At 64.4% G+C, this 22593-nt stretch carries 20 protein-coding genes; 12 read left to right on the top strand and 8 right to left on the bottom strand.

Annotated features, from left to right (window positions below):
* Positions 1-323: 323 nt before the first annotated feature.
* The 7 genes from lepA to pdxJ all read left to right on the top strand — a co-directional run bounded on the left by lepA (position 324) and on the right by pdxJ (position 6519).
* The gene (gene lepA, locus CL52_RS15025) at positions 324-2123 is read left to right on the top strand and encodes a translation elongation factor 4 (protein ID WP_043221536.1); all 1800 of its coding nucleotides are present in this window, start codon (positions 324-326) and stop codon (positions 2121-2123) included.
* 1 nt (position 2124) lies between these two features.
* On the top strand, positions 2125-2979 hold the full coding sequence (gene lepB, locus CL52_RS15020; RefSeq protein ID WP_041104336.1) for a signal peptidase I: 855 nt from the start codon (positions 2125-2127) through the stop codon (positions 2977-2979).
* Between the two features lie 90 nt (positions 2980-3069).
* Positions 3070-3447, top strand: a complete 378-nt coding sequence (locus tag CL52_RS15015) for a DUF4845 domain-containing protein (protein ID WP_041104338.1) — start codon at positions 3070-3072, stop codon at positions 3445-3447.
* The gene (gene rnc / locus CL52_RS15010) at positions 3444-4133 is read left to right on the top strand and encodes a ribonuclease III (protein ID WP_041104339.1); all 690 of its coding nucleotides are present in this window, start codon (positions 3444-3446) and stop codon (positions 4131-4133) included. Before CL52_RS15015 ends, rnc begins: the two co-directional genes overlap by 4 nt.
* Positions 4126-5043 carry a GTPase Era gene (era, locus tag CL52_RS15005; protein WP_043221533.1) on the top strand — a complete coding sequence of 306 codons (918 nt, stop codon included), beginning with the start codon at positions 4126-4128 and terminating at the stop codon, positions 5041-5043. Before rnc ends, era begins: the two co-directional genes overlap by 8 nt.
* Before the next feature lie 47 nt (positions 5044-5090).
* Positions 5091-5780, top strand: coding sequence for a DNA repair protein RecO (gene recO / locus CL52_RS15000; RefSeq protein WP_041104341.1), 690 nt, complete (start codon positions 5091-5093; stop codon positions 5778-5780).
* The gene (gene pdxJ, locus CL52_RS14995) at positions 5773-6519 is read left to right on the top strand and encodes a pyridoxine 5'-phosphate synthase (protein ID WP_043221532.1); all 747 of its coding nucleotides are present in this window, start codon (positions 5773-5775) and stop codon (positions 6517-6519) included. The genes recO and pdxJ overlap by 8 nt, the downstream gene beginning before the upstream one ends.
* Positions 6520-6642: 123 nt before the next feature.
* Here pdxJ and CL52_RS14990 read toward each other — a convergent pair whose 3' ends face one another.
* Positions 6643-6849 (bottom strand): DUF2905 domain-containing protein, encoded by a 207-nt coding sequence (locus CL52_RS14990; protein WP_043221529.1) that lies wholly within the window; start codon positions 6847-6849, stop codon positions 6643-6645.
* Positions 6834-7784, bottom strand: coding sequence for a LysR substrate-binding domain-containing protein (locus CL52_RS14985; RefSeq protein WP_043221526.1), 951 nt, complete (start codon positions 7782-7784; stop codon positions 6834-6836). The genes CL52_RS14990 and CL52_RS14985 overlap by 16 nt, the downstream gene beginning before the upstream one ends.
* A gap of 139 nt (positions 7785-7923) precedes the next feature.
* Here CL52_RS14985 and CL52_RS14980 point away from each other — a divergent pair, with 139 nt between their 5' ends.
* Positions 7924-8199: a hypothetical protein gene (locus tag CL52_RS14980; RefSeq protein ID WP_235366373.1), complete on the top strand. Its 276-nt coding sequence runs from the start codon at positions 7924-7926 to the stop codon at positions 8197-8199.
* Between the two features lie 28 nt (positions 8200-8227).
* Here the strand turns inward: CL52_RS14980 and cmoB are convergent, their stop codons facing one another.
* From cmoB to lon, 4 genes are all read right to left on the bottom strand, one after another.
* Entirely contained in the window at positions 8228-9190 is a 963-nt protein-coding gene (gene cmoB, locus CL52_RS14975) for a tRNA 5-methoxyuridine(34)/uridine 5-oxyacetic acid(34) synthase CmoB (RefSeq protein ID WP_043221524.1), read from the bottom strand.
* Positions 9187-9930 (bottom strand): carboxy-S-adenosyl-L-methionine synthase CmoA, encoded by a 744-nt coding sequence (gene cmoA / locus CL52_RS14970; protein ID WP_043221523.1) that lies wholly within the window; start codon positions 9928-9930, stop codon positions 9187-9189. Before cmoA ends, cmoB begins: the two co-directional genes overlap by 4 nt.
* A 64-nt stretch (positions 9931-9994) precedes the next feature.
* Positions 9995-10396 (bottom strand): protease inhibitor I42 family protein, encoded by a 402-nt coding sequence (locus CL52_RS14965; RefSeq protein WP_043221521.1) that lies wholly within the window; start codon positions 10394-10396, stop codon positions 9995-9997.
* Positions 10397-10551: 155 nt separating this feature from the next.
* Positions 10552-12933 (bottom strand): endopeptidase La, encoded by a 2382-nt coding sequence (gene lon / locus CL52_RS14960; RefSeq protein WP_043221519.1) that lies wholly within the window; start codon positions 12931-12933, stop codon positions 10552-10554.
* Positions 12934-13058: 125 nt separating this feature from the next.
* On the opposite strand from lon, the gene CL52_RS14955 reads away from it, so the two are divergent.
* The 3 genes from CL52_RS14955 (at position 13059) to putP (ending at position 18846) form a co-directional block, all read left to right on the top strand.
* Positions 13059-13808, top strand: a complete 750-nt coding sequence (locus tag CL52_RS14955; protein WP_041104352.1) for a helix-turn-helix domain-containing protein — start codon at positions 13059-13061, stop codon at positions 13806-13808.
* Positions 13809-14023: 215 nt separating this feature from the next.
* Entirely contained in the window at positions 14024-17185 is a 3162-nt protein-coding gene (gene putA, locus CL52_RS14950) for a bifunctional proline dehydrogenase/L-glutamate gamma-semialdehyde dehydrogenase PutA (RefSeq protein WP_043221516.1), read from the top strand.
* A gap of 176 nt (positions 17186-17361) precedes the next feature.
* Positions 17362-18846: a sodium/proline symporter PutP gene (gene putP, locus CL52_RS14945; protein WP_043221515.1), complete on the top strand. Its 1485-nt coding sequence runs from the start codon at positions 17362-17364 to the stop codon at positions 18844-18846.
* A 51-nt stretch (positions 18847-18897) separates the two neighbouring features.
* Here the strand turns inward: putP and CL52_RS14940 are convergent, their stop codons facing one another.
* Positions 18898-19122, bottom strand: a complete 225-nt coding sequence (locus CL52_RS14940) for a DUF3203 family protein (protein WP_041104358.1) — start codon at positions 19120-19122, stop codon at positions 18898-18900.
* Positions 19123-19308: 186 nt separating this feature from the next.
* Between CL52_RS14940 and CL52_RS14935 the strand changes: the two genes are divergently transcribed.
* Positions 19309-21330 carry a TonB-dependent receptor gene (locus tag CL52_RS14935; RefSeq protein ID WP_043221512.1) on the top strand — a complete coding sequence of 674 codons (2022 nt, stop codon included), beginning with the start codon at positions 19309-19311 and terminating at the stop codon, positions 21328-21330.
* Between the two features lie 65 nt (positions 21331-21395).
* Here CL52_RS14935 and CL52_RS14930 read toward each other — a convergent pair whose 3' ends face one another.
* On the bottom strand, positions 21396-22208 hold the full coding sequence (locus tag CL52_RS14930; protein WP_041104362.1) for a DUF1206 domain-containing protein: 813 nt from the start codon (positions 22206-22208) through the stop codon (positions 21396-21398).
* Positions 22209-22593 lie beyond the last annotated feature (385 nt).

Here is a 22593-nt window from a genome sequence, read left to right as displayed (position 1 = left end):
TGCTTGCCAGCAGACAGCTGATCAGCGGCCGCTGAAACGCGATATGCATCTCCGCAGGCAGTGGAGCGCAGGCGTGCGGGCCGGACATCCGCGTTGGCGCGGCAGGTTGATGCTAGAACGCCTTGTGTCCAACGCGCAGCGCGGGAATGCAGAGCCCGTTTCATTACGCTCGGGCTGCCCGGGCGATCCGAGTAGGGGGCCTCTCCGAGCGCCATTGGTGTGGCTCGATGGTCAGCGCGCGTGGCACTCGATAGCTTGATCGGTTAAACTCCGCGGCTATTTTGGCAGGCGCCCGGTCTGCGACATCTATCGAGTGTTGAGCTTTGAGTGACCTGAGTCATATCCGCAATTTCTCCATCATCGCGCACATCGACCATGGCAAGTCGACCTTGGCAGATCGCTTCATCCAGATATGCGGGGGCCTCTCCGACCGTGAGATGGAAGCGCAGGTGCTGGATTCGATGGATCTGGAACGTGAGCGCGGCATCACCATCAAGGCACATAGCGTGACCCTGCACTACAACGCGCAGGACGGCCGTACCTACCAGCTGAACTTCATCGATACGCCGGGGCACGTTGACTTCACCTATGAAGTCAGTCGGTCGCTGGCTGCTTGCGAAGGCGCGATCCTGGTCGTCGATGCGGGACAAGGCGTGGAAGCGCAGTCGGTCGCCAATTGCTACACCGCGATCGAGCAGGGGCTGGAGGTCATGCCCGTGCTGAACAAGATGGACCTGCCGCAAGCCGAGCCGGAGCGCGTCAAGGAAGAGATCGAACACATCATCGGTATCGATGCGACCGATGCGGTCCCGTGCAGTGCCAAGAGCGGGATGGGCGTGGTCGACGTGCTCGAGCGCCTGGTCAAGATCATTCCTGCGCCCGAAGGCGAAATCGAAGCCCCCCTGCAGGCGCTGATCATCGATTCGTGGTTCGACAATTATCTGGGCGTAGTGTCCCTGGTTCGGGTCAAGCATGGCCGTGTGAAGAAGGGCGACAAGATCCTGGTCAAGTCGACCGGCAAATTGCATCAGGTGGACAGCGTCGGCGTGTTCACGCCCAAGCACACCGCCACAGAGGATCTGAAGGCCGGCGAAGTGGGCTTCATCATCGCGGGCATCAAGGACATTCACGGCGCGCCGGTCGGTGACACGCTGACGCTGTCAAACACGCCGGATGTCGAGATGTTGCCGGGCTTTCAGCGAATCAAGCCTCAGGTCTACGCCGGTCTATTCCCGGTCAGCTCCGACGATTTCGAGGATTTCCGCGAGGCGCTGCAAAAGCTGACGCTCAATGACGCCGCCTTGCAGTTCGAGCCGGAGAGCTCCGATGCGCTGGGTTTCGGCTTCCGCATCGGCTTCCTCGGCATGCTGCACATGGAGATCATCCAGGAGCGGCTGGAGCGCGAGTACAATCTGGATCTGATCACCACGGCACCTACGGTGATCTACGAGGTGGTGCTGAAGAGCGGCGACACCGTGTATGTGGACAACCCTTCCAAGCTGCCGGACCTGGCCTCGATTGCCGAAATGCGCGAACCGATCGTGCAGGCCAACATCCTGGTGCCGCAGGACCATCTGGGTAATGTCATCGCGCTGTGCATCGAAAAGCGTGGCGTTCAGCGGGACATGCAGTTCCTCGGCTCGCAGGTCCAGGTGCGCTACGACCTGCCCATGAGCGAGGTGGTGCTGGATTTCTTCGATCGACTGAAGTCGGTAAGCCGCGGCTACGCCTCGCTCGACTACAGCTTCGATCGCTTCCAGACGGCAAACCTGATCAAGCTGGACGTGCTGATCAATGGCGAGAAGGTCGATGCGTTGGCGCTCATCGTCCATCGTGACAATGCGCACTATAAAGGCCGTCAGCTGACCGAGAAGATGAAGGAGCTCATCCCTCGGCAGATGTTCGATGTCGCCATCCAGGCCGCTATCGGTGGCCAGGTCGTCGCTCGTACTACGGTCAAGGCGCTGCGCAAGAACGTTCTCGCCAAGTGCTACGGTGGCGATGTCAGCCGCAAGCGCAAACTGCTGGAAAAGCAGAAGGCGGGCAAGAAGCGCATGAAGCAAGTCGGTAGCGTCGAAATCCCTCAGGAAGCTTTCCTCGCGGTGCTCAAGGTAGATAGCTGATATGTCGATCAATTTCCCTTTGCTGCTGGTCATCGCCGTATTGGTGTCCGGCCTGCTGGCGCTGAGCGATCTGTTGTATTTCGCCCCCCGGCGGCGTGCGGCCATCGCCAGCTATCAGGGACGCACCGATCAGGTAGACGCGCAGGCGCTGGAAGCCCTCAACCGCGAGCCGGTCCTCATCGAGTACGGCAAGTCGTTCTTTCCAGTGCTGGCCATCGTGCTGGTGCTGCGCTCCTTTCTCGTCGAGCCTTTCCAGATCCCGTCCGGCTCGATGAAGCCCACGCTGGAGGTCGGCGATTTCATCCTGGTCAACAAATTTGCCTATGGCATTCGGTTGCCGGTGATCGACACCAAGATCATTGAAGTAGGTGACCCGAAGCGCGGCGACGTGATGGTGTTCCGCTACCCGAGCGATCCCAACATCAACTACATCAAGCGTGTGGTCGGCCTGCCGGGAGACGTGATTCGCTACAGCAGCGACCGTCGGCTGTATGTGAACGACAAGCTGGTCGCCGAGACGCTGATCGGCGAAGAGCCGGGTAGTCTGGGCAGCGCGGTGCTATACCGCGAGCAACTCGGCGATGTCGAGCACATCATCCGCAAGGAGATGGGGCGCTACCGCATCGAGCCCAGCAGGCAGTGGACGGTCCCGCAAGGGCACTACTTCATGATGGGCGACAACCGCGATAACTCGAACGACAGCCGTTACTGGCAGGACGATACCATTGCGCCGGAGCTGGTCGGCATGGTTCCCGATCGCAATATCGTCGGCAAGGCGTTTGCCGTGTGGATGAGCTGGCCTGATCCGAAGCTCAGCAACCTGCCGCACTTTTCGCGGGTGGGGTTGATTCACTGAGGCTGTGAAATGCCGCCGCTGAAGCCGGTGCGTGGCTCGCTATAGTGGGCACGCCCCGCTGGGTGGGTATCGAGACGACTAGAGGTCGACATGAGTTTCGCGCGTTCGCAGAATGGGCTGTCCATGCTGAGCTGGCTGGTGGTGCTGGCTCTCGTGGCCTTCTTCGCCAGCACCGCATTCAAGATGCTGCCGCACTACATGGACTATATGTCCCTGGACAAGGTGATCACATCGGTTGAAACCGAACAGGCCGAGGAAATCCGAAGCGTTGGCGAGTTCTATACTCACGTCAGCAAAGGCCTGCAGGTGAACGGCATCCGCGATTTCGATCTGCGCGATGCACTGAAGGTGGAAATCCAGGACAACGAATTCCGCGCCCACCTCAAATATGAAAAACGTGAGCCACTGATCAGCAACCTCGATCTGGTGGCCAACTTCGACAAAGAATACCGCCTAAGGATGCCGTGAGCACTTCGCTAGCCCGTCTCGAGCGCAAGCTCGGTTATCACTTCAAGGACCAGGAGCTGATGCTCCTGGCGCTCACGCACCGCAGCTATGCCGGGCGCAATAACGAACGCCTCGAGTTCCTCGGTGACGCCATCCTGAACTTCATCGCCGGCGAGGCGCTGTTCAACCACTTTCCGCAAGCCAAAGAAGGCCAGCTCTCTCGCCTGCGCGCCCGGCTGGTCAAGGGCGAAACGCTGGCGGTGCTCGCCCGCGGCTTCGAGCTGGGCGACCATCTGCGCCTTGGTTCCGGCGAGCTCAAGAGCGGCGGTTATCGCCGTGAGTCGATCCTGGCCGACACGCTCGAGGCGCTGATTGGCGCGATCTACCTCGATGCCGGCATGGAAGCGGCACGTGAGCGGGTGCTGGACTGGCTCGCGGGGGAGCTGCAAGGCTTGACGCTGGTCGACACCAACAAGGATCCGAAGACGCGACTGCAGGAGTTCCTGCAATCGCGCGCCTGCGAATTGCCGCGCTACGAGGTGGTGGACATTCAGGGCGAACCGCATTGCCGCACCTTCTTCGTCGAATGCCAGGTAGCCTTGCTGACCGACAAGACCCACGGGCAGGGCGCCAGCCGGCGTATCGCCGAACAGGTGGCTGCGGCCGCCGCACTCATCGCCCTTGGCGTGGAGAATGGACATGACTGAACACCTTGAACCGGCGCAGCACGATGCCGTCAGCCGTTGTGGCTACGTCGCTATCGTCGGCCGGCCGAACGTCGGCAAGTCGACCTTGCTCAACCACATCCTAGGGCAGAAGCTGGCGATCACCTCGCGCAAGCCGCAGACCACCCGTCACAACATGCTCGGCATCAAGACCGAGGGCAGCGTGCAGGCGGTCTATGTCGATACCCCGGGCCTGCACCAGAACGGCGAGACCGCGCTCAACCGCTACATGAACCGCACCGCGGCCTCCGCGCTGAAGGACGTCGACGTGGTGATTTTCGTCGTCGATCGTACCCGCTGGACCGATGAGGACCAGGCTGTGCTGGAGCGCCTACAGTACGTTACTGGGCCGCTGATCGTGGCGGTGAACAAGACCGACCGCATCGAGGACAAGGCCGAGCTGCTGCCTCATCTGCGCTGGCTCGCCGAGCAGTTGCCCAACGCCGAGATCGTGCCGATTTCCGCGCAGCATGGACAAAATCTGGAAACGTTGGAAAACCTAGTCGCCGAGCGCCTGCCCGAGGGCGAGCATTTCTTCCCGGAAGACCAGATCACCGATCGCAGCAGCCGCTTTCTTGCCGCCGAGCTGGTACGCGAGAAGATCATGCGGCAGCTTGGCGCCGAGGTGCCGTACCAGATCACCGTCGAGATCGAGGACTTCAAGCAGGAAGGCCACGTGCTGCACATCCACGCGCTGATTCTGGTCGAGCGCGACGGCCAGAAGAAGATCATCATCGGCGACAAGGGTGAGCGCATCAAACGCATCGGCCAGGAAGCGCGCAAGGACATGGAGGTGCTGTTCGACTCCAAGGTCATGCTCAACCTGTGGGTCAAGGTCAAGGGTGGCTGGTCCGACGACGAGCGCGCGCTGCATTCGCTCGGTTATCAGTAAACGCGTTAGCGCACTTGCTGCGCGCACCAGGCACGCCCTGACCCGCCATGCACCAGCCTGCATTCGTACTGCATAGCCGTCCCTACAAGGAAAGCAGCGCGCTCGTCGAGCTGTTCACCCCCCAGGGACGGCTGCGCGCGGTGATGCGCGCCGCCCGCGGCAGGGCCGGCAGCCTGCTGCGCCCCTTCGTTTCGCTGGAAATCGAGCTGCGCGGCCGGGGCGACCTGAAGACCGTGGCACGCCTGGAGCAGGCAGGGCCAACGTTCTGGCTCGACGGTCAGGCTCTGTTCAGCGGTCTGTACCTGAACGAACTGCTGGTTCGTCTGCTGCCGGTCGAGGATGCCCAGCCGGCCCTCTTCGAGCACTACGCGGCGACGCTGCCGGCATTGGCGGCCAAACGACCGATCGAGCCCTTGCTGCGTGCCTTCGAGTGGCGGCTGCTTGGCGAGCTCGGCTATGGCTTCGCGCTCGAGCACGACCTCCAGGGCTTGCCGATCGAGCCTGCTGGCCTCTACCGTCTGATTCCCGATGCCGGTCTCGAGCCCGTCTCGCAATTCCAGCCCGGCCTGTTCAACGGGGCCGAACTGTTGGCGATGGCCGAGGCCGACTGGCAGGTGCCGGGAGCACTGGCGGCGGCCAAGAGGCTGATGCGCCAGGCCTTGGCGCCCCACCTGGGCGGCCGGCCGTTGGTCAGCCGCGAGCTGTTCATGAACATGAAGGAGGTATCGCGTGACTGAAGCCAATCGAATCCTGCTCGGTGTCAATGTCGACCATGTCGCGACGCTACGTCAGGCGCGCGGCACCCGTTATCCTGATCCGGTCAAGGCCGCGCTGGATGCCGAGGAGGCGGGAGCCGACGGTATCACCGTGCACCTGCGCGAAGACCGTCGACATATTCAGGAACGTGACGTTCTGATGATGAAGGACGCCCTGCAGACGCGAATGAACTTCGAGATGGGCGTCACCGAGTCGATGCTCGCGTTTGCCGAGCAACTGCGCCCCGAACATGTCTGCCTGGTCCCGGAGACGCGCCAGGAACTCACCACCGAGGGCGGTCTGGATGTGGCCGGCCAGGAGCCGCGTATTCGTGATGCGGTCGAGCGACTGACGCTCTGCGGGGCCGAGGTTTCGCTGTTCATCGATGCCGATCCCCGTCAGATCGAAGCGGCAGCGCGTATCGGGGCTCCGGCTATCGAGCTGCACACCGGGCGCTATGCCGATGCGCACAGCGTTGCCGAGCGGGCGTGCGAGCTCGCACGCATTCGCGACGGTGTGGAGGCCGGCCTCAGCCATGGCCTGATCGTCAATGCCGGGCATGGGCTGCACTATCACAACGCCGAAGCCATCGCCGCCATCCGCGGGGTCAACGAGCTGAACATCGGCCACGCCATCGTGGCTCATGCGTTGTTCGTCGGCTTCAAGCAGGCGGTCAAGGAAATGAAACATCTGATCCTGAGTGCGGCGGCGCGGGGCTGAAAGAGCCGGGAGTGTTAGCCGCAATAACACGCGGCGCGTGGCGGGCAGGCCCCGATTGGTGAGGTTGCGCCGGCTGTCATCAGCGCGCAAAGCGCCCCCAAGTGCGGGGCGCCGTATTCCACCCTAGCGGCGGAACAGGTTGATCAGTACGGTCAGCACCACGCTGACGATCACCATCGAGGTGATCGGGATGAACACCCGGCTGCGTTCGGATTCGATGCGAATGTCGCCCGGCAGGCGGCCGAACCAGTTCAGCAGCCACGGGAAATAGTGCCAGGCGATGCCGAGCGCGAGCAGTACCGCCCCGGCGAAGATCATCCAGCGTGCCATGTCGGCTTCTCGCTGGCTTCCGGGCGATGGCCGCCGAAACGGCTGCGGTATTCGGCGAAGGCGGCAATCACCTGGGCGGCCAGCACCTCGACGGCATCGCTGCGATTGCTACTACGCAGCAGGTTGATCCGATAGTCGCCCAGTTGCGGCAGCCCGTACTGCCCGTCCAGCCGTTGCAGGGGCGGGCGGACCAGGCTCGCCGGGTAGGGCGCGATCGCCAGGTCGGCGATCATCGCCGCTTCCTGACCGGACGACTGCTCGCTCGAGTAGGCGATGCGGTAGCCGCGGCCGATGCGATCGAGCGCGTCCAGGGCTTGCCGACGCCAGGCACAGTCCGGGCTGGCCAGCGCCAGCGGCAACGGCGTGCGCAGTGCGGCGACGCCGCCGCTGCGGCCGGCCCAGACCAGGGGTTCGCTGTGGATCGGCTCGCCCCGTGAATCGTCCTGCCCGAGATTGCCGGTGGTGATCAGCGCCAGATCCAGTTCGCCGGCATCGATACGCTCGATCATGTCGACGCTGCGGGCGACCGAAACCTCGACTTCCACGCCAGGATGGCTGCGCGCGAACAGCGCCAACAGGCCGGGCAGAATGCGAGTGCCGACATCGGCTGGCGTGCCAAACCGTACGCGCCCCTGCAGTGCCGGCTGGAGGAACTGCGCGACCGCCTCCTCGTTGAGCTTGAGCAGACGTCGTGCATAGCCGAGCAGGATCTCTCCGGCAGGCGTCAGGCGCACCTGTCGCGCTTCACGGATGAAAAGCGAGCGGCCAAGCGTCTCTTCCAGGCGTTTGATCTGCATGCTGACCGCCGAGGTGCTGCGGTAGATCTGCCCGGCGGCCCGGGTAAAGCTGCCGCTCTCGGCGATGGCGACAAAGGTGCGCAGCACATCGCTTTCCAGCAGAGGCGTGGCGCTCATATGGGCATCGGATTCCGGCATGGCCTTTGTTCAATATTGTTGAACGCAGGGTTTGATATTAGTCGTTTGTTTGAACGCTGGGCGCCCGCTCATCCTGTTCGTCAATTCAACGCAGCCGAGTTCTTTCGTCTCGGTTGTTGACGGCGAACGGAGGTGAGCCATGTCTGGAAAAGCACGCAAAACCGACGTTGGGCGCAGAGTGGAGCCCGAACTGCCAGACTTCTACATGCCGGCGATGCCGCCGCTGGGGCTGCAGCGCAACCTATGCGAGTGGCTGCGTGCCTGGCGTCAGCGCCGGCTGTATCGGCAACTGCTCGAGCTGGATGACCGGGCGCTGGCGGCGCGTGATCTGAATCGCCAAATGCTCAGCGAAAAAGCCCGGCTGCCGCTGCGTCAATCGATGGCGCAGCGGCGACATTGCTGCGCCGCTGACTAGCTGGCCCACGGCCCGCCCGCATCAGGCGTCAGGGCTTGCGGGCCAACAGCACTGCGCGCATGGGGGCCGGCAGCCCTTCTACGGTGCGACCATGGTCCTGCGGGTCGAGGAAATCCGGTAGCGACTGGTAACGCATCCAGTCAGTGCTGCGCTGTTCCTCGACGCTGGTCACGCTGACGTCAACGCAGCGCACATCGACGAAGCCGGCCCGGCGCAGCCAGCGTTCCAGGGCCGGCACCGAGGGTAGGAACCAGACGTTGCGCATCTGTGCGTAACGGTCCTCGGGCACCAGCGCGGTGTGCTCGTCGCCCTCGACCACCAGCGTTTCGAGCACCAGCTCGCCACCGCGGACCAGGCAGTCCTTCAGGTCGAGCAGGTGATCGATGGGCGAACGACGATGGTAGAGCACCCCCATGGAGAATACCGTCTCGAAGCCTTCGAGCTTGGGCGGCAGCTCTTCCAGGGCGAAGGGCAGGTGCCAGGCGGGCAGTTCCGGCAGGTAGCGCTTCATCGCATGGAACTGGCAGAAGAACAGCCAGTTCGGGTCGACGCCGACCACGCTGTCGGCGCCGGCGCCGAGCATGCGCCACATGTAGTAGCCGTTGCCGCAGCCGACGTCGAGGATGCGCTTGCCGGCCAGATCCAGGTGCGGTGCGACCCGGTTCCACTTCCAGTCCGAGCGCCACTCGGTATCGACATGCACACCGAACACGTCGAACGGACCCTTGCGCCACGGCGAGAGCCCCATCAGCGCTTCACGGGTGGTCTGTCGTGTGCCGTCGTCACAGGCCGCGTCGAGGCGGAAGCATTCGCGCAGCTCGATCTGCGTCGGCATCAGCGCAGGCAGCGCTTCCACGGCACGTCGCCAGCGCGGCAGGTCGCCGTGGCCGATGGCGAGCTTGGCATCCAGTTGCTGCTGAACACCGTTGGCCCAGGCGGCTAGTGGGGTGCCGGCCAGGCGCCAGGCGAGGGAGGTCAGGTCGAGATTCATGGCAGGGCGATCAGCGAAGCGAAGTTCAGGCATTGGAACCAGGGCACGACCTTGGAAAAGCCGGCCTCGAGCAGGCGCTGGCGATGGGTTTCCAGACTGTCGGGTTTCATCACGTTCTCGATGGCGCTGCGTTTCTGGGCGATCTCCAGTTCGCTGTAGCCATTGGCACGCTTGAAGGCGACGTGCAGGCCGGTCAGCAGCTGTTGCTCGCCGTCGTCCTCGAAACGCAGTTTCTCCGACAGGATCAGCGCGCCGCCCGGCACCAGGGCCTGGCGAATGCGGCCGAGCAGGGCCGGGCGCTGTTCGGGGGCGATGAACTGCAGGGTGAAGTTCAGCGCCACCAGCGAGCAGGGCTGGAACTCCAGGGCGAGGATGTCGGCCTCGATCACCTCCACCGGCAGCAACTCCTGGAACATCGAGTCCTGGGCGTGGAGGTACTCGCGACAACGCTCGACCATCGCACTGGAGTTGTCCACCGCGATCACCTGGCAGTTGTTCTGGCTGACGTGCCGACGCAGGGCCTGGGTCACCGCGCCCAGCGAACAGCCGAGATCGTACAGGCAGGTACTGGCCTGGGCGAACTGTGCGGCGATCACGCCGATGTTCTCGACGATTGTCGGGTAGCCGGGCACCGAGCGCTTGATCATGTCGGGAAACACCCGCACTACGTCCTCGTTGAAGACGAAGTCGGGTACCTGGGCCAGGGGCTGGGCGAACAGACGGTCGGGATCGTGGCTCACGTTGGTGGCGGCGTGCTGGAAAACGGGGCCGCATTGTAGCGGAAAGCCGCCCTCTGGCCGTGCTTCAGCGTACCTCGATCCGACAATCGAACAGCCCGGCCGGCTCGCCTTCGGCTTCCCAGGGGCGTTGATAGATGAGGTAGAGGCGACCACTGCCGGGCCGCTGCGCCTCGAAGCGCCAGGTAGAGAGCCCGTCGCCGCCGATCACGTCGTCGTTCGGATTGCTGTAGACCTCGGGGCCGAGGCTGCGCAGCTGTTCGGCGGCGGCCTCGCGCAGCAGCCAGCGATACCCGGTGGCCGGATTGCTCGGCAGGCTGACGATCAGCTGTTGGCCGGTCTGCAGCGTCTGCGGGCAACGGTGATCGTCACCGAGCACAACGCTCGAGGGCGTATGGTTGTCGCTGGCGCAGGCGGCCAGCAGCAGGAGGCTGGTGGGCAACAGTAGACGAGGGACGTCGAACGACATGAGCGGCACCGATCAGAAGTGAACCGGAAGGATAGCCAAAAGCGGCCGGGAGCAGCCAGGCGAGGCCGGACCGCCGAGCGGGAAGCCCGGCGTGAAAGACCAGCCCCGGCGCTCGCCCCGGACAATCGGCGCCATGACGCCGGTTGCCGAGGCGTTTAGAAGAGCACCTTGGCGACGTCGGCGAAGCGCCTGGCGAAGTGCACTGTCAGGCCTTCCTTCAGATAATCCGGCAGCTCCTCGAAGTCGCCGCGGTTGGCTTCCGGCAGGATCAGCTCGAAAATCTTCTGCCGCCGCGCCGCGATCACCTTTTCGCGCACTCCGCCAATCGGCAATACGTGGCCGGTCAGCGTCAGCTCGCCGGTCATGGCCACGCCTTTCTTCGGCGGCTGGTTGCGTGCCAGCGAAAGCAGCGCGCTGGCCATGGTGATGCCGGCGCTGGGGCCATCCTTCGGTGTGGCGCCTTCCGGCACATGCAGGTGCACGAAGGCCTGGTCGAAGAACGCCGGGTCGCCCTTGAAGGTCTTCAGGTTCGAGCTGACGTAGCTGTAGGCGATCTCCGCCGATTCCTTCATCACGTCGCCGAGCTTGCCGGTGAGCTTGAAGCCGCGGTTGAGCGTGTGGATGCGCGTGGCCTCGATCGGCAGCGTCGCGCCGCCCATGCTGGTCCACGCGAGGCCGGTGATCACGCCGACGCCGGAGAGCACCTGTTCGCTGCGGAACACCGGTTTGCCGAGGTAGCTTTCCAGGTCCTTCGGCGTGATCTTCAGCTCCGCTTGCGGGTCTTCCAGCAGCTTGACCACCGCCTTGCGCACCAGCTTGCCCAGCTGCTTCTCCAGCTGACGCACACCGGCTTCGCGCGCATAGCCTTCGATCACCGCTTTCATGGCGCTGTCGCTGATGGCCAGGCGTTGCTTGGGCACGCCGGTCTTGTCCAGCAGCTTGGGCCACAGGTGACGCTTGGCGATGGCCAGCTTCTCCTCGGCGATGTAGCCGGACAGGCGGATCACTTCCATGCGGTCGAGCAGCGGGCCGGGAATCGAGTCCAGGGTATTGGCCGTGCAGACGAACAGCACCTTGGACAGGTCCAGACGCAGGTCCAGGTAATGGTCGAGGAATTCGACGTTCTGCTCCGGGTCCAGCGTCTCCAGCAGCGCCGAGGCCGGATCGCCCTGATAGCTGCTGCTGAGCTTGTCGATCTCGTCGAGCATGATCACCGGGTTCATCACCTCGACATCCTTGAGTGCCTGCACCAGCTTGCCGGGCAGGGCGCCGATGTAGGTGCGACGGTGACCCTTGATCTCCGCCTCGTCACGCATGCCGCCGACGCTGAAGCGATAGAACGGCCGGCCGAGGGATTCGGCGATGGACTTGCCGATACTGGTCTTGCCCACGCCCGGCGGGCCGACCAGCAGCACGATGGAGCCGGCGATCTCGCCCTTGAAGGCGCCGACGGCGAGAAACTCGAGGATGCGGTTCTTGATGTCGTCGAGGCCGGCGTGATGCTTGTCGAGCACCTTGCGCGCGCGCTTGAGGTCGAGCTTGTCCTTGCCGTAGACGCCCCAGGGCAGGGCGGTGGCCCAGTCCAGATAGTTGCGGGTGACTGCGTATTCCGGCGAGCCGGTCTCGAGGATCGACAGCTTGTTCAGTTCCTCGTCGATACGCTTCTGCGCAGCCGGCGGCACCACCTTGCCTTCCAGACGGGCGCGGAACTCGTCGGCATCGGCGCTCTTGTCGTCCTTGGTGATGCCCAGCTCGCGCTGAATGATCTTCAGCTGTTCCTTGAGGAAAAACTCGCGCTGGCGCTCGCCGATCTTGCGATTGACCTCGCCGGTGAGTTCCTTCTGCAGGCGTGCGACTTCGACCTCCTTGCGCAGCAGCGGCAGCACCTTCTCCATGCGCTTGAGTACCGGCACGGTGTCCAGCACTTCCTGCAGCTCGACGCCGGGCGCGGTGGTCAGCGCCGCGGCGAAGTCGGTCAGCGGCGAAGGGTCGTTGGGGCTGAAGCGGTTGAGGTAGTTCTTCAGCTCTTCGCTGTACAGCGGGTTGAGCGGCAACAGTTCCTTGATCGCATTGATCAGCGCCATGCCATAGGCCTTGACCTCGTCGCGCGGATCTTCCTCGGGGCGCGGATAGTCGACTTCGACCAGGTAGGGTGGCTTGCGCCGCAGCCAGCCGCGAATGCGCACGCGCGCCATGCCCTGCGCGACGAACTGCAGCTTGCCGCCTTCCTGCGAGGCGTGGTGAACGCGGACCATGGTGCCGTGCTCCGGCAGGCTGTCCGGGTCGAAACTGGCGGTGTCGAGCACCGGCGTATCGACAAAGAACAGCGCCAGGCGCTGGTGCGGCGTCTTGGCCACGCGCTGCAGGGTTTCTGCCCAGGGGTCTTCGTTGACGATCACCGGTAGCACCTGCGCCGGGAAGAACGGGCGGTTGTGAACCGGGATCACGTAGAGCTTGTCCGGCTGGTTCTGGTCGGGCAGCACCAGCCCGTTGGACGAAATGATTTCCTGCTCGGTGTTGTTCGCGTCGTCGTTCATGCGGCACCTGGTACGGGGACTTGCCGATGAAGATGGGTAGTGTGGGCGGCGTTTTCAATGCCGGCCGGGCATGGCGGCCCTCCGGCAGTTTCGTTACAGTGCCGGGACGCCCGAGGTGCCTTGCCATGCTCAACGCCCGACTGATTCGCCTGGATGACCAGGCCCACAAGCACGCTCACGACTATCACCAGTTGGTGATGTCGGTGGCCGGTCGCGCCGAGTTCGAAGTCAACGGCTCGGGGGGCGAAGTCTGCCGCATGCGCGCTTGCGTGGTGCCGGGCGATGCGGACCATGGTTTCGCCGGGGTGGGCGACAACCGCATGCTGATCATCGACCTCGACGAGCAGGATGATCTCGACGACCCGGAGTTGCTTGCGCGCCTGTTCGAGGCGCCGCGCTACCCGGCCCTGGATGCCGATTTCCAGCATTTGCTGGCCTATGCCGAGGCCGAGCTGGCGCGCTATGGCAGCGATCCGCTGCTGGCCCGGGCGCTGGGCGGGGTTCTGCTGAGGGCGCTGCACCTGCGGCTGTTCGGCGAGCAGCCCGTGCGGCGTGTCGGGCCGCTGGACCTGGAGCGGCTCGACGCACACATCCGCCAGCATCTGTCGCGGCGCATCACGGTCGCCGAGCTGGCACAGGTTGCCTGCCTGAGCCCGAGTCACTTCCACGTCCAGTTCAAGGACAGCGTCGGGCTGACGCCCCATCAGTATCTGCTCAAGAGCCGTCTCGATCGTGCCGCACATCTGTTGCGCGAAACGCCGCTGCCGCTGGCGAGAATCGCCGAGGAGTGCGGTTTTTCCAGCCAGAGCGCACTGACCACGGCGACCCGCCGCTACCTCGGGCTGACGCCCAGGAGCCTGCGCCGGGCGGACTGACCCGGCAACCGCCGTCACGCTGGCCCGCCCGGGCGCTGCGACAGCTGCAGCGACTCCCAAGCCTGCTGTAAAAAAACCGTAGCTTTTCGCAAGATCGCGCGGCGCGCCTGCCTCTACATTCCGTTTCCGCTCGTTATGCCCGCTCGGTTCGCTCACCGGGGCGGTCGCATTGGGCTAGACCTATAACAGCAATAAACCAACGGAGGAGCGGCGCGATGTTTCAAGCCAGTCATGTGCTGGGCGATACCTTCGCCAGCCAGAAAGCCGCTGAGTTCTTTCCCCAGATCAGTGCCAACTACAGCGTCGAGGAGGCCGCCTATCTCGACCAGCTGCTGACCCTGGCCGACCCCGGCGAGGCCGGCGTGGCGCGTGTCCGTGAGCGTGCCCGGGCGCTGATCCAATCCGTGCGCAGCCGCGACAACGCGGTCGACACTCTTGACGCCTTGTTGCGTCAATACAGCCTCGACACCCAGGAGGGGCTGATGCTCATGTGCCTGGCCGAGGCGCTCTTGCGCGTGCCGGACCCGGCCACGGCCGATGCGCTGATTCGCGATAAGCTCGGTGCTGCCGAATGGGAGCGGCATCTGGGGCAGAGCGACAACGTGCTGGTCAACTTCGCCGCCTGGGGGCTGGTGATGACCGGCAAGGTGGTCGATCCGGATACCGCCGACGGCCGTCCCAAGAGCGTGCTGGGGCGGTTGTTGCAACGCTCCGGTGAGCCGGTGATCCGGGCCGCGATGAATCAGGCGATGAAGCTGATGGGCAAGCAGTTCGTGCTCGGCCGCAGCATCTCGGAAGCCCTGAAGAATGGCCGGGCCGAGCGCGAGAAGGGCTATAGCTATTCGTTCGACATGCTCGGCGAAGCAGCGCTGACCGCTGGCGACGCCGAAAAATACCTGACCGACTATCGCCAGGCGATCGAGCGGGTAGGGGCCGAGCCGCAGGTCGGCCCTGGGCCGCGGCCGTCGATCTCGATCAAGCTCTCGGCGCTGCACCCGCGCTACGAGGTTGCCCAGCGCGACCGCGTGCTGACCGAGCTGTTCGCCAGTGTGCGCGAGCTGGCGGTATTGGCCCGCCGTCTGGATGTCGGCATTACCATCGATGCCGAGGAAGCCGATCGCCTCGAGCTGTCGCTCGAGCTCTTCGAGAAGCTCATGCGCGACCCCGCCATCGCCGGCTGGGGCGAGTTCGGCCTGGTGGTGCAGGCCTATTCCAAACGCTGCCTGCCGGTGCTGGTCTGGCTCACTCTGCTGGGTCGCGAGCTTGGCGCGCGCATTCCGCTGCGACTGGTCAAGGGCGCCTACTGGGACAGCGAAATCAAGCAGTGCCAGGTCCAGGGGCTTGACGGCTACCCGGTCTACACGCGCAAGGAAGGCACCGATACCTCCTACCTGGCGTGCGCCCGCTACCTGCTTTCCGAGCATACGCGCGGGGTGATCTACCCGCAGTTCGCCAGCCACAACGCGCACACCGTCAGCTGCATTCTCGACATGGCCGAGCAGCTCGGCGAGCCGCGTGATTTCGAGTTCCAGCGCCTGCACGGCATGGGCGACGCGCTGTACGACACGGTGCTCGAGCAGCACCGCCGCAACGTGCGCATCTATGCGCCGGTCGGCGCGCACAAGGACCTGCTGCCCTATCTCGTCCGACGCCTGCTGGAGAACGGGGCCAACTCTTCCTTCGTGCACCAGCTGGTCGACCCACGGGTGCCGATCGAGTCGCTGATCGATCACCCGGTCACCCAGCTGCGCCGCTTCGCGAGCCCAGGCAATCCACGCATTCCATCGCCGCGGGCACTGTTCGGCACCCGCAAGAATTCGCAGGGAATCAATATGAACATCCAGGAACAATGGCAAGCGCTGGCTGCCGCCTACCAACCCTTCCTTGACCGGCAGTGGCAGGCGGCGCCGGTCATCGACGGCGAGCGCCAGCCGGGCAATGAGCAGGTCGTGCGCTGCCCCTATGAGCTGGGCAAGGTGGTCGGCACGGCGAAGTTCGCCACGGCCGATCAGGCACGCCAGGCGCTCGACGGGCTGACGGAGGCCTGGCCACGGTGGAACGCAACGCCGGTCGACGCGCGTGCGGCCATTCTCGAGCGCCTCGGTGAGCTGCTCGAGGCCAACCGCGCCGAGCTGATGGCACTCTGTACGCTGGAAGCCGGCAAGTCCTTGCAGGATGGCATCGATGAGGTGCGCGAAGCGGTGGACTTCTGCCGCTATTACGCCCAGCAGGCGCGCCTGAAGCTGGGCCGCGAGGAACTCAAAGGGCCGACCGGCGAGCGCAACGAGCTGTTTCACGAAGGGCGTGGCGTGTTCGTCTGCGTCAGCCCGTGGAACTTCCCGCTGGCCATCTACCTGGGCCAGATCACCGCGGCGCTCGTGGCCGGCAACACGGTGCTGGCCAAGCCAGCCGAGCAGACCAGCCTGATCGCCGCGCGCGCGCTGGAGCTGATGTTCGAGGCCGGTCTGCCGAAGGACGTCATCGCCCTCCTGCCAGGCGACGGTGCGACGCTCGGCGGCGTGTTCTGCCGCGATCGGCGCGTGGTCGGCGTGTGCTTCACCGGTTCGACCGAGACTGCGCGGATCATCAACCGCCAGCTGGCCGAGAAGGAGGGCGCGATTGCCACGCTGATCGCCGAAACCGGCGGGCAGAACGCGATGATCGTCGACTCCACCGCATTGCCCGAGCAGGTGGTCAAGGACGCCCTGGCCTCGGCCTTTACCAGCGCCGGCCAGCGCTGTTCAGCGTTACGCGTGCTCTATGTGCAGCGTGACATCGCCGACCGGGTGATCGAGCTGATCAAGGGGGCGATGGCCGAGCTGAAGGTCGGGCCGACGCACCTGCGCGAAAGCGATGTGGGCCCGGTGATCGATGAGGAAGCACGCGACGGCCTGCTCGCGCATGTCGAATCGCTCAAGGCGCAGGGCCGCCTGATCGCCGAGGCACGTCTGCCCGAAGGGCTCGACGGCTATTTCGTGGCACCGGTGGCCTTCGAGATCGGCGGCATCGAGGAGCTCAAGAAGGAGCATTTCGGCCCGATTCTGCACGTTGTGCGCTACGATGCCGCCGATCTGGAGAAAGTGGTCGCGGCGATCAACGCTACCGGTTACGGGTTGACCCTGGGTGTCCACAGCCGCAACGAGGAGACCGCCGAGCGCATCGAGCGGCTGGCGCGGGTCGGCAATCTGTACGTCAACCGCAACCAGGTTGGTGCGGTGGTCGGGGTCCAGCCGTTCGGTGGCTGCGGATTGTCCGGCACCGGCCCCAAGGCGGGCGGCCCCAGCTACCTGCTGCGTTTCGCCAACGAACGCACCACGTCGACCAATACCACGGCAGTGGGCGGCAATGCGTCGTTGCTCTCGCTGGGCGACGACTAGAGGCGACAGCGGCCGGCGGCAGCTGCCGCCGGCCTGACAACAACGAGATGACTTGGCGCACGCTCTTGCGCCATTGGCGGGCCGCTTTGGTCTGCCGCCGGTGATGGCGCCTTAGCCGTCGCCCTCTGCCAAGATGAGCGCGGTCTCATCGAACAACAACTAACGAGGGACAACAAATGAGCGTCACAACCCCTACGCTGATCACGTTCGTGGTCTATATCGCGGCGATGATCCTGATCGGTTTCATCGCCTATCGCGCCACCAAAAACTTTTCCGACTACATTCTCGGCGGCCGCAGCCTCGGCAGCTTCGTCACCGCGCTGTCGGCTGGCGCCTCGGACATGAGTGGCTGGTTGCTGATGGGCCTGCCCGGCGCCATCTTCGTCTCCGGGCTGTCGGAGAGCTGGATCGCGATCGGCCTGATCGCCGGCGCCTGGCTGAACTGGCTGTTCGTGGCCGGTCGCCTGCGCGTGCATACCGAGCACAACCACAATGCGCTGACGCTGCCGGACTACTTCTCGCACCGCTTCGAGGACGAGAGCCGGATGCTGCGGATCTTCTCCGCGCTGGTGATCCTGGTGTTCTTCACCATCTACTGTGCTTCCGGCATCGTCGCCGGGGCGCGGTTGTTCGAGTCGACCTTCGGCCTGGAGTATTCCACGGCGCTTTGGGTGGGCGCCGCGGCGACCATCCTCTATGTGTTCATCGGCGGCTTCCTCGCCGTGAGCTGGACCGACACCGTGCAAGCGACGCTCATGATCTTCGCGCTGCTGATCACGCCGCTGTTCGTCATCCTTGCGCTCGGTGACATGGGCTCGGTAATGGCGACCATCGAGGCACAGAACCCAGCGAATTTCGACATGTTCCGCGGGCTGTCCTTTGTCGCGATCATCTCGCTGCTGGCCTGGGGCCTGGGCTACTTCGGGCAGCCGCACATCCTGGTGCGCTTCATGGCGGCCGGCTCGGTCAAGACCATCCCGAATGCGCGTCGCATTGGCATGACCTGGATGATCCTGACCCTCGCCGGCGCAGTCGCGGTGGGGTTCTTTGGCATCGCCTACTTCGCCGACCATCCGGATCTGGCCGGCCCGGTCAGCGCCAACGGCGAGCGGGTGTTCCTCGAGCTGACGAAAATTCTCTTCAACCCGTGGATTGCCGGCCTGATCCTCTCGGGCGTGCTCGCCGCGGTAATGAGTACGCTGAGCGCGCAGCTGCTGGTCAGCTCCAGCGCCCTGACCCAGGATTTCTACAAGGCCATGCTGCGCAAGCATGCCTCGCAGCGTGAGCTGGTCTGGGTCGGCCGCGGCATGGTGCTGCTGATCGCGTTGGTTGCCATCGGCATCGCGTCGAACCCCGACAGCAAGGTGCTGGGGCTGGTGTCCTACGCATGGGCCGGTTTCGGCGCCGCTTTCGGTCCCGTGGTGCTGATTTCGCTGCTGTGGAAGGGCATGACCCGCAACGGCGCGCTGGCCGGCATGCTGGTCGGCGCGATCACCGTGGTGGTGTGGAAGGAGTTCATCGGCCTGGGCCTCTACGAGATCATTCCAGGCTTCATCCTGGCCAGCGCCGCGATCTTCATCTTCAGCAAGATGGGTCCGGCTCCGACGCCGGGCATCATCAAGCGCTTCGAAGAAGCCGACGCCGACTATCGCGCAGGCTGATCCGCCGCCGCGCAACAGAAAGCCCCGCTTGGCGGGGCTTTTTTCGTTTCGTCAGTCGTCGGCGATCAGGTTGGAGCGATCATCGGTCGCGCCGGCGGCGATCAGGTGTTCGGCCTCGTCCTCGGGCACATGCACCCGATGCCCGTCCAAGTGCAGTTCGGACATCCGCGCCTGCGGATCGGTGGTGATGCGCGCATCCATGATCGCCCCGCGGTGCGGCTGGCCATCCACCGTGATGACGCAAGTGCCGCTCGTGGTATCGATTTCGATTGCCATGGCCATGCCTCCTCTGGGTTCTCGACGGTTCTGCAATTCAGACCTGCCGAGCGGGCAATGCGATCCATCCAGGGGAAAAAAGCCTTAAACGTTACGATATAACATGTTAGATTTCCGGCCCTCTTGCCGACCGCCCACTTCGTTGCGCTGGTCGCCTCGCAGTTTTCGAAACGACAGGAGAGTCGCATGCATCCGAAAAAGAACCCGCTTGCACTGGCCCTCGGGCTGGTCGCATTTCCGTGCGCACAGGCTAGCGAGCCGGTCGAGCTGCCGCCGGTGGTCGTCAGCGCGAGCGCTTTGGGCAGTGCCCGCGAGGCAATGACCACCGCTGCTCAGGTGGTCGAGGGCGATGAACTGGTGCTGCGGCGCGAGGCGACATTGGGCGAGACGCTCGATCATCTGCCGGGCGTGCGCTCCAGCAGCTTCGGCGCCGGCGCGGCGCGACCAGTGATCCGCGGGCTGGATGGCGCACGGGTCAAGGTGCTGAGCGATGGCGTCGAGCTGCTCGACGCTTCCACCATCAGCCCCGACCACGCGGTGACCAGCGAGCCGCTACTGGCCGAGCGCATCGAGGTGCTCAAGGGCCCGGCGACGCTGCTCTACGGTGGCGGCGCCATCGGCGGGGTAGTCAACGTGATCGACAAGAAGATCCCCATCCACGTGCCGGAGAAGGGCTACGAAGGCGAGCTGGAACTGCGCACCAACAGCGTCGCCAACGAAGGTGCCGGGCTGTTCGGCATCACTGCCGGCAGCGGCCACTTCGCCGTCCGCGCCGAGGGCACCAAGCGCCAGGCCGACCCTTATGAAATCCCCGGTTCGCCAGACAAGCAGGAAGGCTCCTACAACGACACCGACAGCTTCAATCTGGGCGCCAGCTTCATCGGCGAGCGCGGCTACATCGGCGCCGCCTACGGTGAGCAGAACAACCGCTACGGACTGTTGGCCCACGAGCACGCCGATTGCCACACCCACGGCAGCGACTGGCACTGCGGTGGCCATGATGATCACGACGATGACGACGACCATGATCATGACGAACATGGCAGCGTGCCTTATGTCGACATGCGCCAGAAGCGCTGGGATCTGCGTGGCGAGCTGAGCGATCCGTTGCCGGGCTTCGAACTGGCGCGGCTGCGTGTCGGCCACAGCGACTATCAGCACAAGGAGATCGAAGGTGGCGAAGTGGGCACCCGCTTCAACAACGATGCCACCGATGCGCGCCTGGAGCTGACCCATCAGCCGCTGTTCGGCTGGCGCGGTGTGCTCGGCGCGCAGACCCTGCGGCGCGACTTCGAAGCTCTCGGCGAAGAGGCCTACGTGCCGCAGACCCTGACCCGCAACCACGGATTGTTCCTGCTCGAGGAATACACCGCCGGCGCCTGGCGCTACGAGCTCGGCCTGCGCCACGAATGGCAGGACATCGATGCCGATGGCCGCCCGGATACCGATCACAGCGGCACCTCGATGTCCGCCGGTGCGGTCTGGACCTTTGCTCCGCAGTATTCGCTGGGCTTTGCGCTGTCGCGCTCGCAACGCCTGCCGACGGCCGAAGAGCTATACGCCAACGGTCCTCACGCGGCGACCCGTACCGTCGAACTGGGCAACGTCGAGCTGAAGGAAGAAACCTCGCACAATGCCGAGCTCACCCTGCGCAAGTTCGCCGGCCGCACGACCTTCAGCCTGAGCCTGTTCCGCAACGAGGTGAACGACTTCATCTACGCCGCCGACACCGGCAACGATATCGGCGGCGGCTACCGCGAGATCGCGTATCGCCAGCAGGACGCCGTGCTCACCGGTGCGGAAGGGGAGGTGCGCTTCCAGGCCAGCGACGCCACTGCGTTCACCCTGTTCGGCGACCACGTGCGCGGCGAGTTGCGCAAGGGAGGAGATGATCTGCCGAGGATGCCAGCCGATCGACTCGGTGTGCGGCTCGACCAACGCCTCACGCCTGCGCTCGATGGCCTGCTCGAGCTCTACCGCGTTCAGCGTCAGGACCGCTTGGCCGACCATGAGACCGAAACCGGTGGCTACAACATGCTGGGCGCCGGCCTTGGCTACCACGGCTCGTTCAACGAGGCGGATTTTCTGCTGTATCTCAAAGGCAGCAACCTGCTCGACGAGAAGGCTCGCCAGCACACTTCCTTCATCAAGGATGAGGTGTTGCTACCCGGGCGCAACCTGACGGTCGGCGTACGGCTGGAGTTCTGAGGCGATCGGGCCAGGCCAGGGTCGAATGCTGGCCTTGGCCTCCCGGCGCTCCAGCGGCGAATCCTTCAGTCGAGCACCTCCGACAGATCGATTCGCCGCCAGCAGGCTTCGGCGACGCTGTACAGCGCGAAGGCGAACAACCCCGCTGCAATTGCCAACAGCAGACTTTCCCCGGCGGGCAACTGCTGTAGCGTTTCGAGGGCTTGCTTGACCCCGGGCGGATCGGTCGGGCTGTATCGGCTGCCGCCGGTCAGCAGCAACGCGGCAATGATCAGCAGCACGCAGCCGCGTGCCGCCAGGCCGATGCGCGATATTGGCCGCACCACGCGCATGGTCTGCTCGTCGCACTGAAAGTAACGCTCGAACTTCGCCCGCCAGGCCTTGACCAGATGAGCAATGCCGGCTCCGAGCGGTATCAGCGCTGCCAGGTACACCAGCCAGCGCGCATGCTGCAGGCCGAGAAAGCGCTGCAGCGCATCGGCCTCAGCGCTTCCCCCCGAACCGCTGCCGCCAGACAAGCTGTCCAGGCCGCTGATCAATCCCAGCGTGAACAGCGCCAGCAGCAGATTGACGACGGCACTGCCTAGCAATCCGCCACGAATCAACAGCCCCTTGGCATCGTCGCCATGTCGATCGGTATCGCCAAGACCTTGTGTCAGCCGCCAGGCGACATGCGCAAACAGACCGATAGCCACCAGCCAAAGCAGCACGGCACCGAACGGCTGCGTCAGCAGCTCCTCGATGGCGCCCTTGGTATCCACTGTGCGGGCCGCGCCAAGCGCCGCCAAAGCTGCGAAAAAAGCGACGATGCCATACACCAGCCCACGCGCCGCATAACCGCTACGCGCCAGCCAGACGACGCCTCTGGTTACCTGCATGCTCACCCTCCGGGTCTGCCAATAGGCTTTTCAGTGGGACGCGGTGAGGTACGGTTCGGTTCGATGCGTTGGCGCAACCGTCGACGCGCAAGCGCCGAAAAGGACGGAGGCCGCCAGGAGGGCTGGCAGCTCGCGAGTAGTCACGGCTGGGCCGAAAGTCGTTCGGACCAAACGAAAAAGCCCTGTAAAAACAGGGCTTTAACGTGCGGTATCTGGAGCGGGCGAAGGGAACAGCACCCGGTCGCTAACTCGTTTATTACGAACGTTTTTTCCGATCCAGGCGTCACGGAATGGACTCGATTGTGGACTCAAGTCTTCGGCCTGGTCAACGCAGGCCGTTGCGGGTGATCCAAAGCGAGCCAAGCACATCTATCAACAGCCAGAG

Origin of the sequence: Stutzerimonas balearica DSM 6083, from assembly GCF_000818015.1 — a bacterium.
In the GTDB taxonomy this organism is placed as follows: domain Bacteria; phylum Pseudomonadota; class Gammaproteobacteria; order Pseudomonadales; family Pseudomonadaceae; genus Stutzerimonas; species Stutzerimonas balearica.
This window is presented reverse-complemented; position numbering and strand designations above follow the sequence as displayed.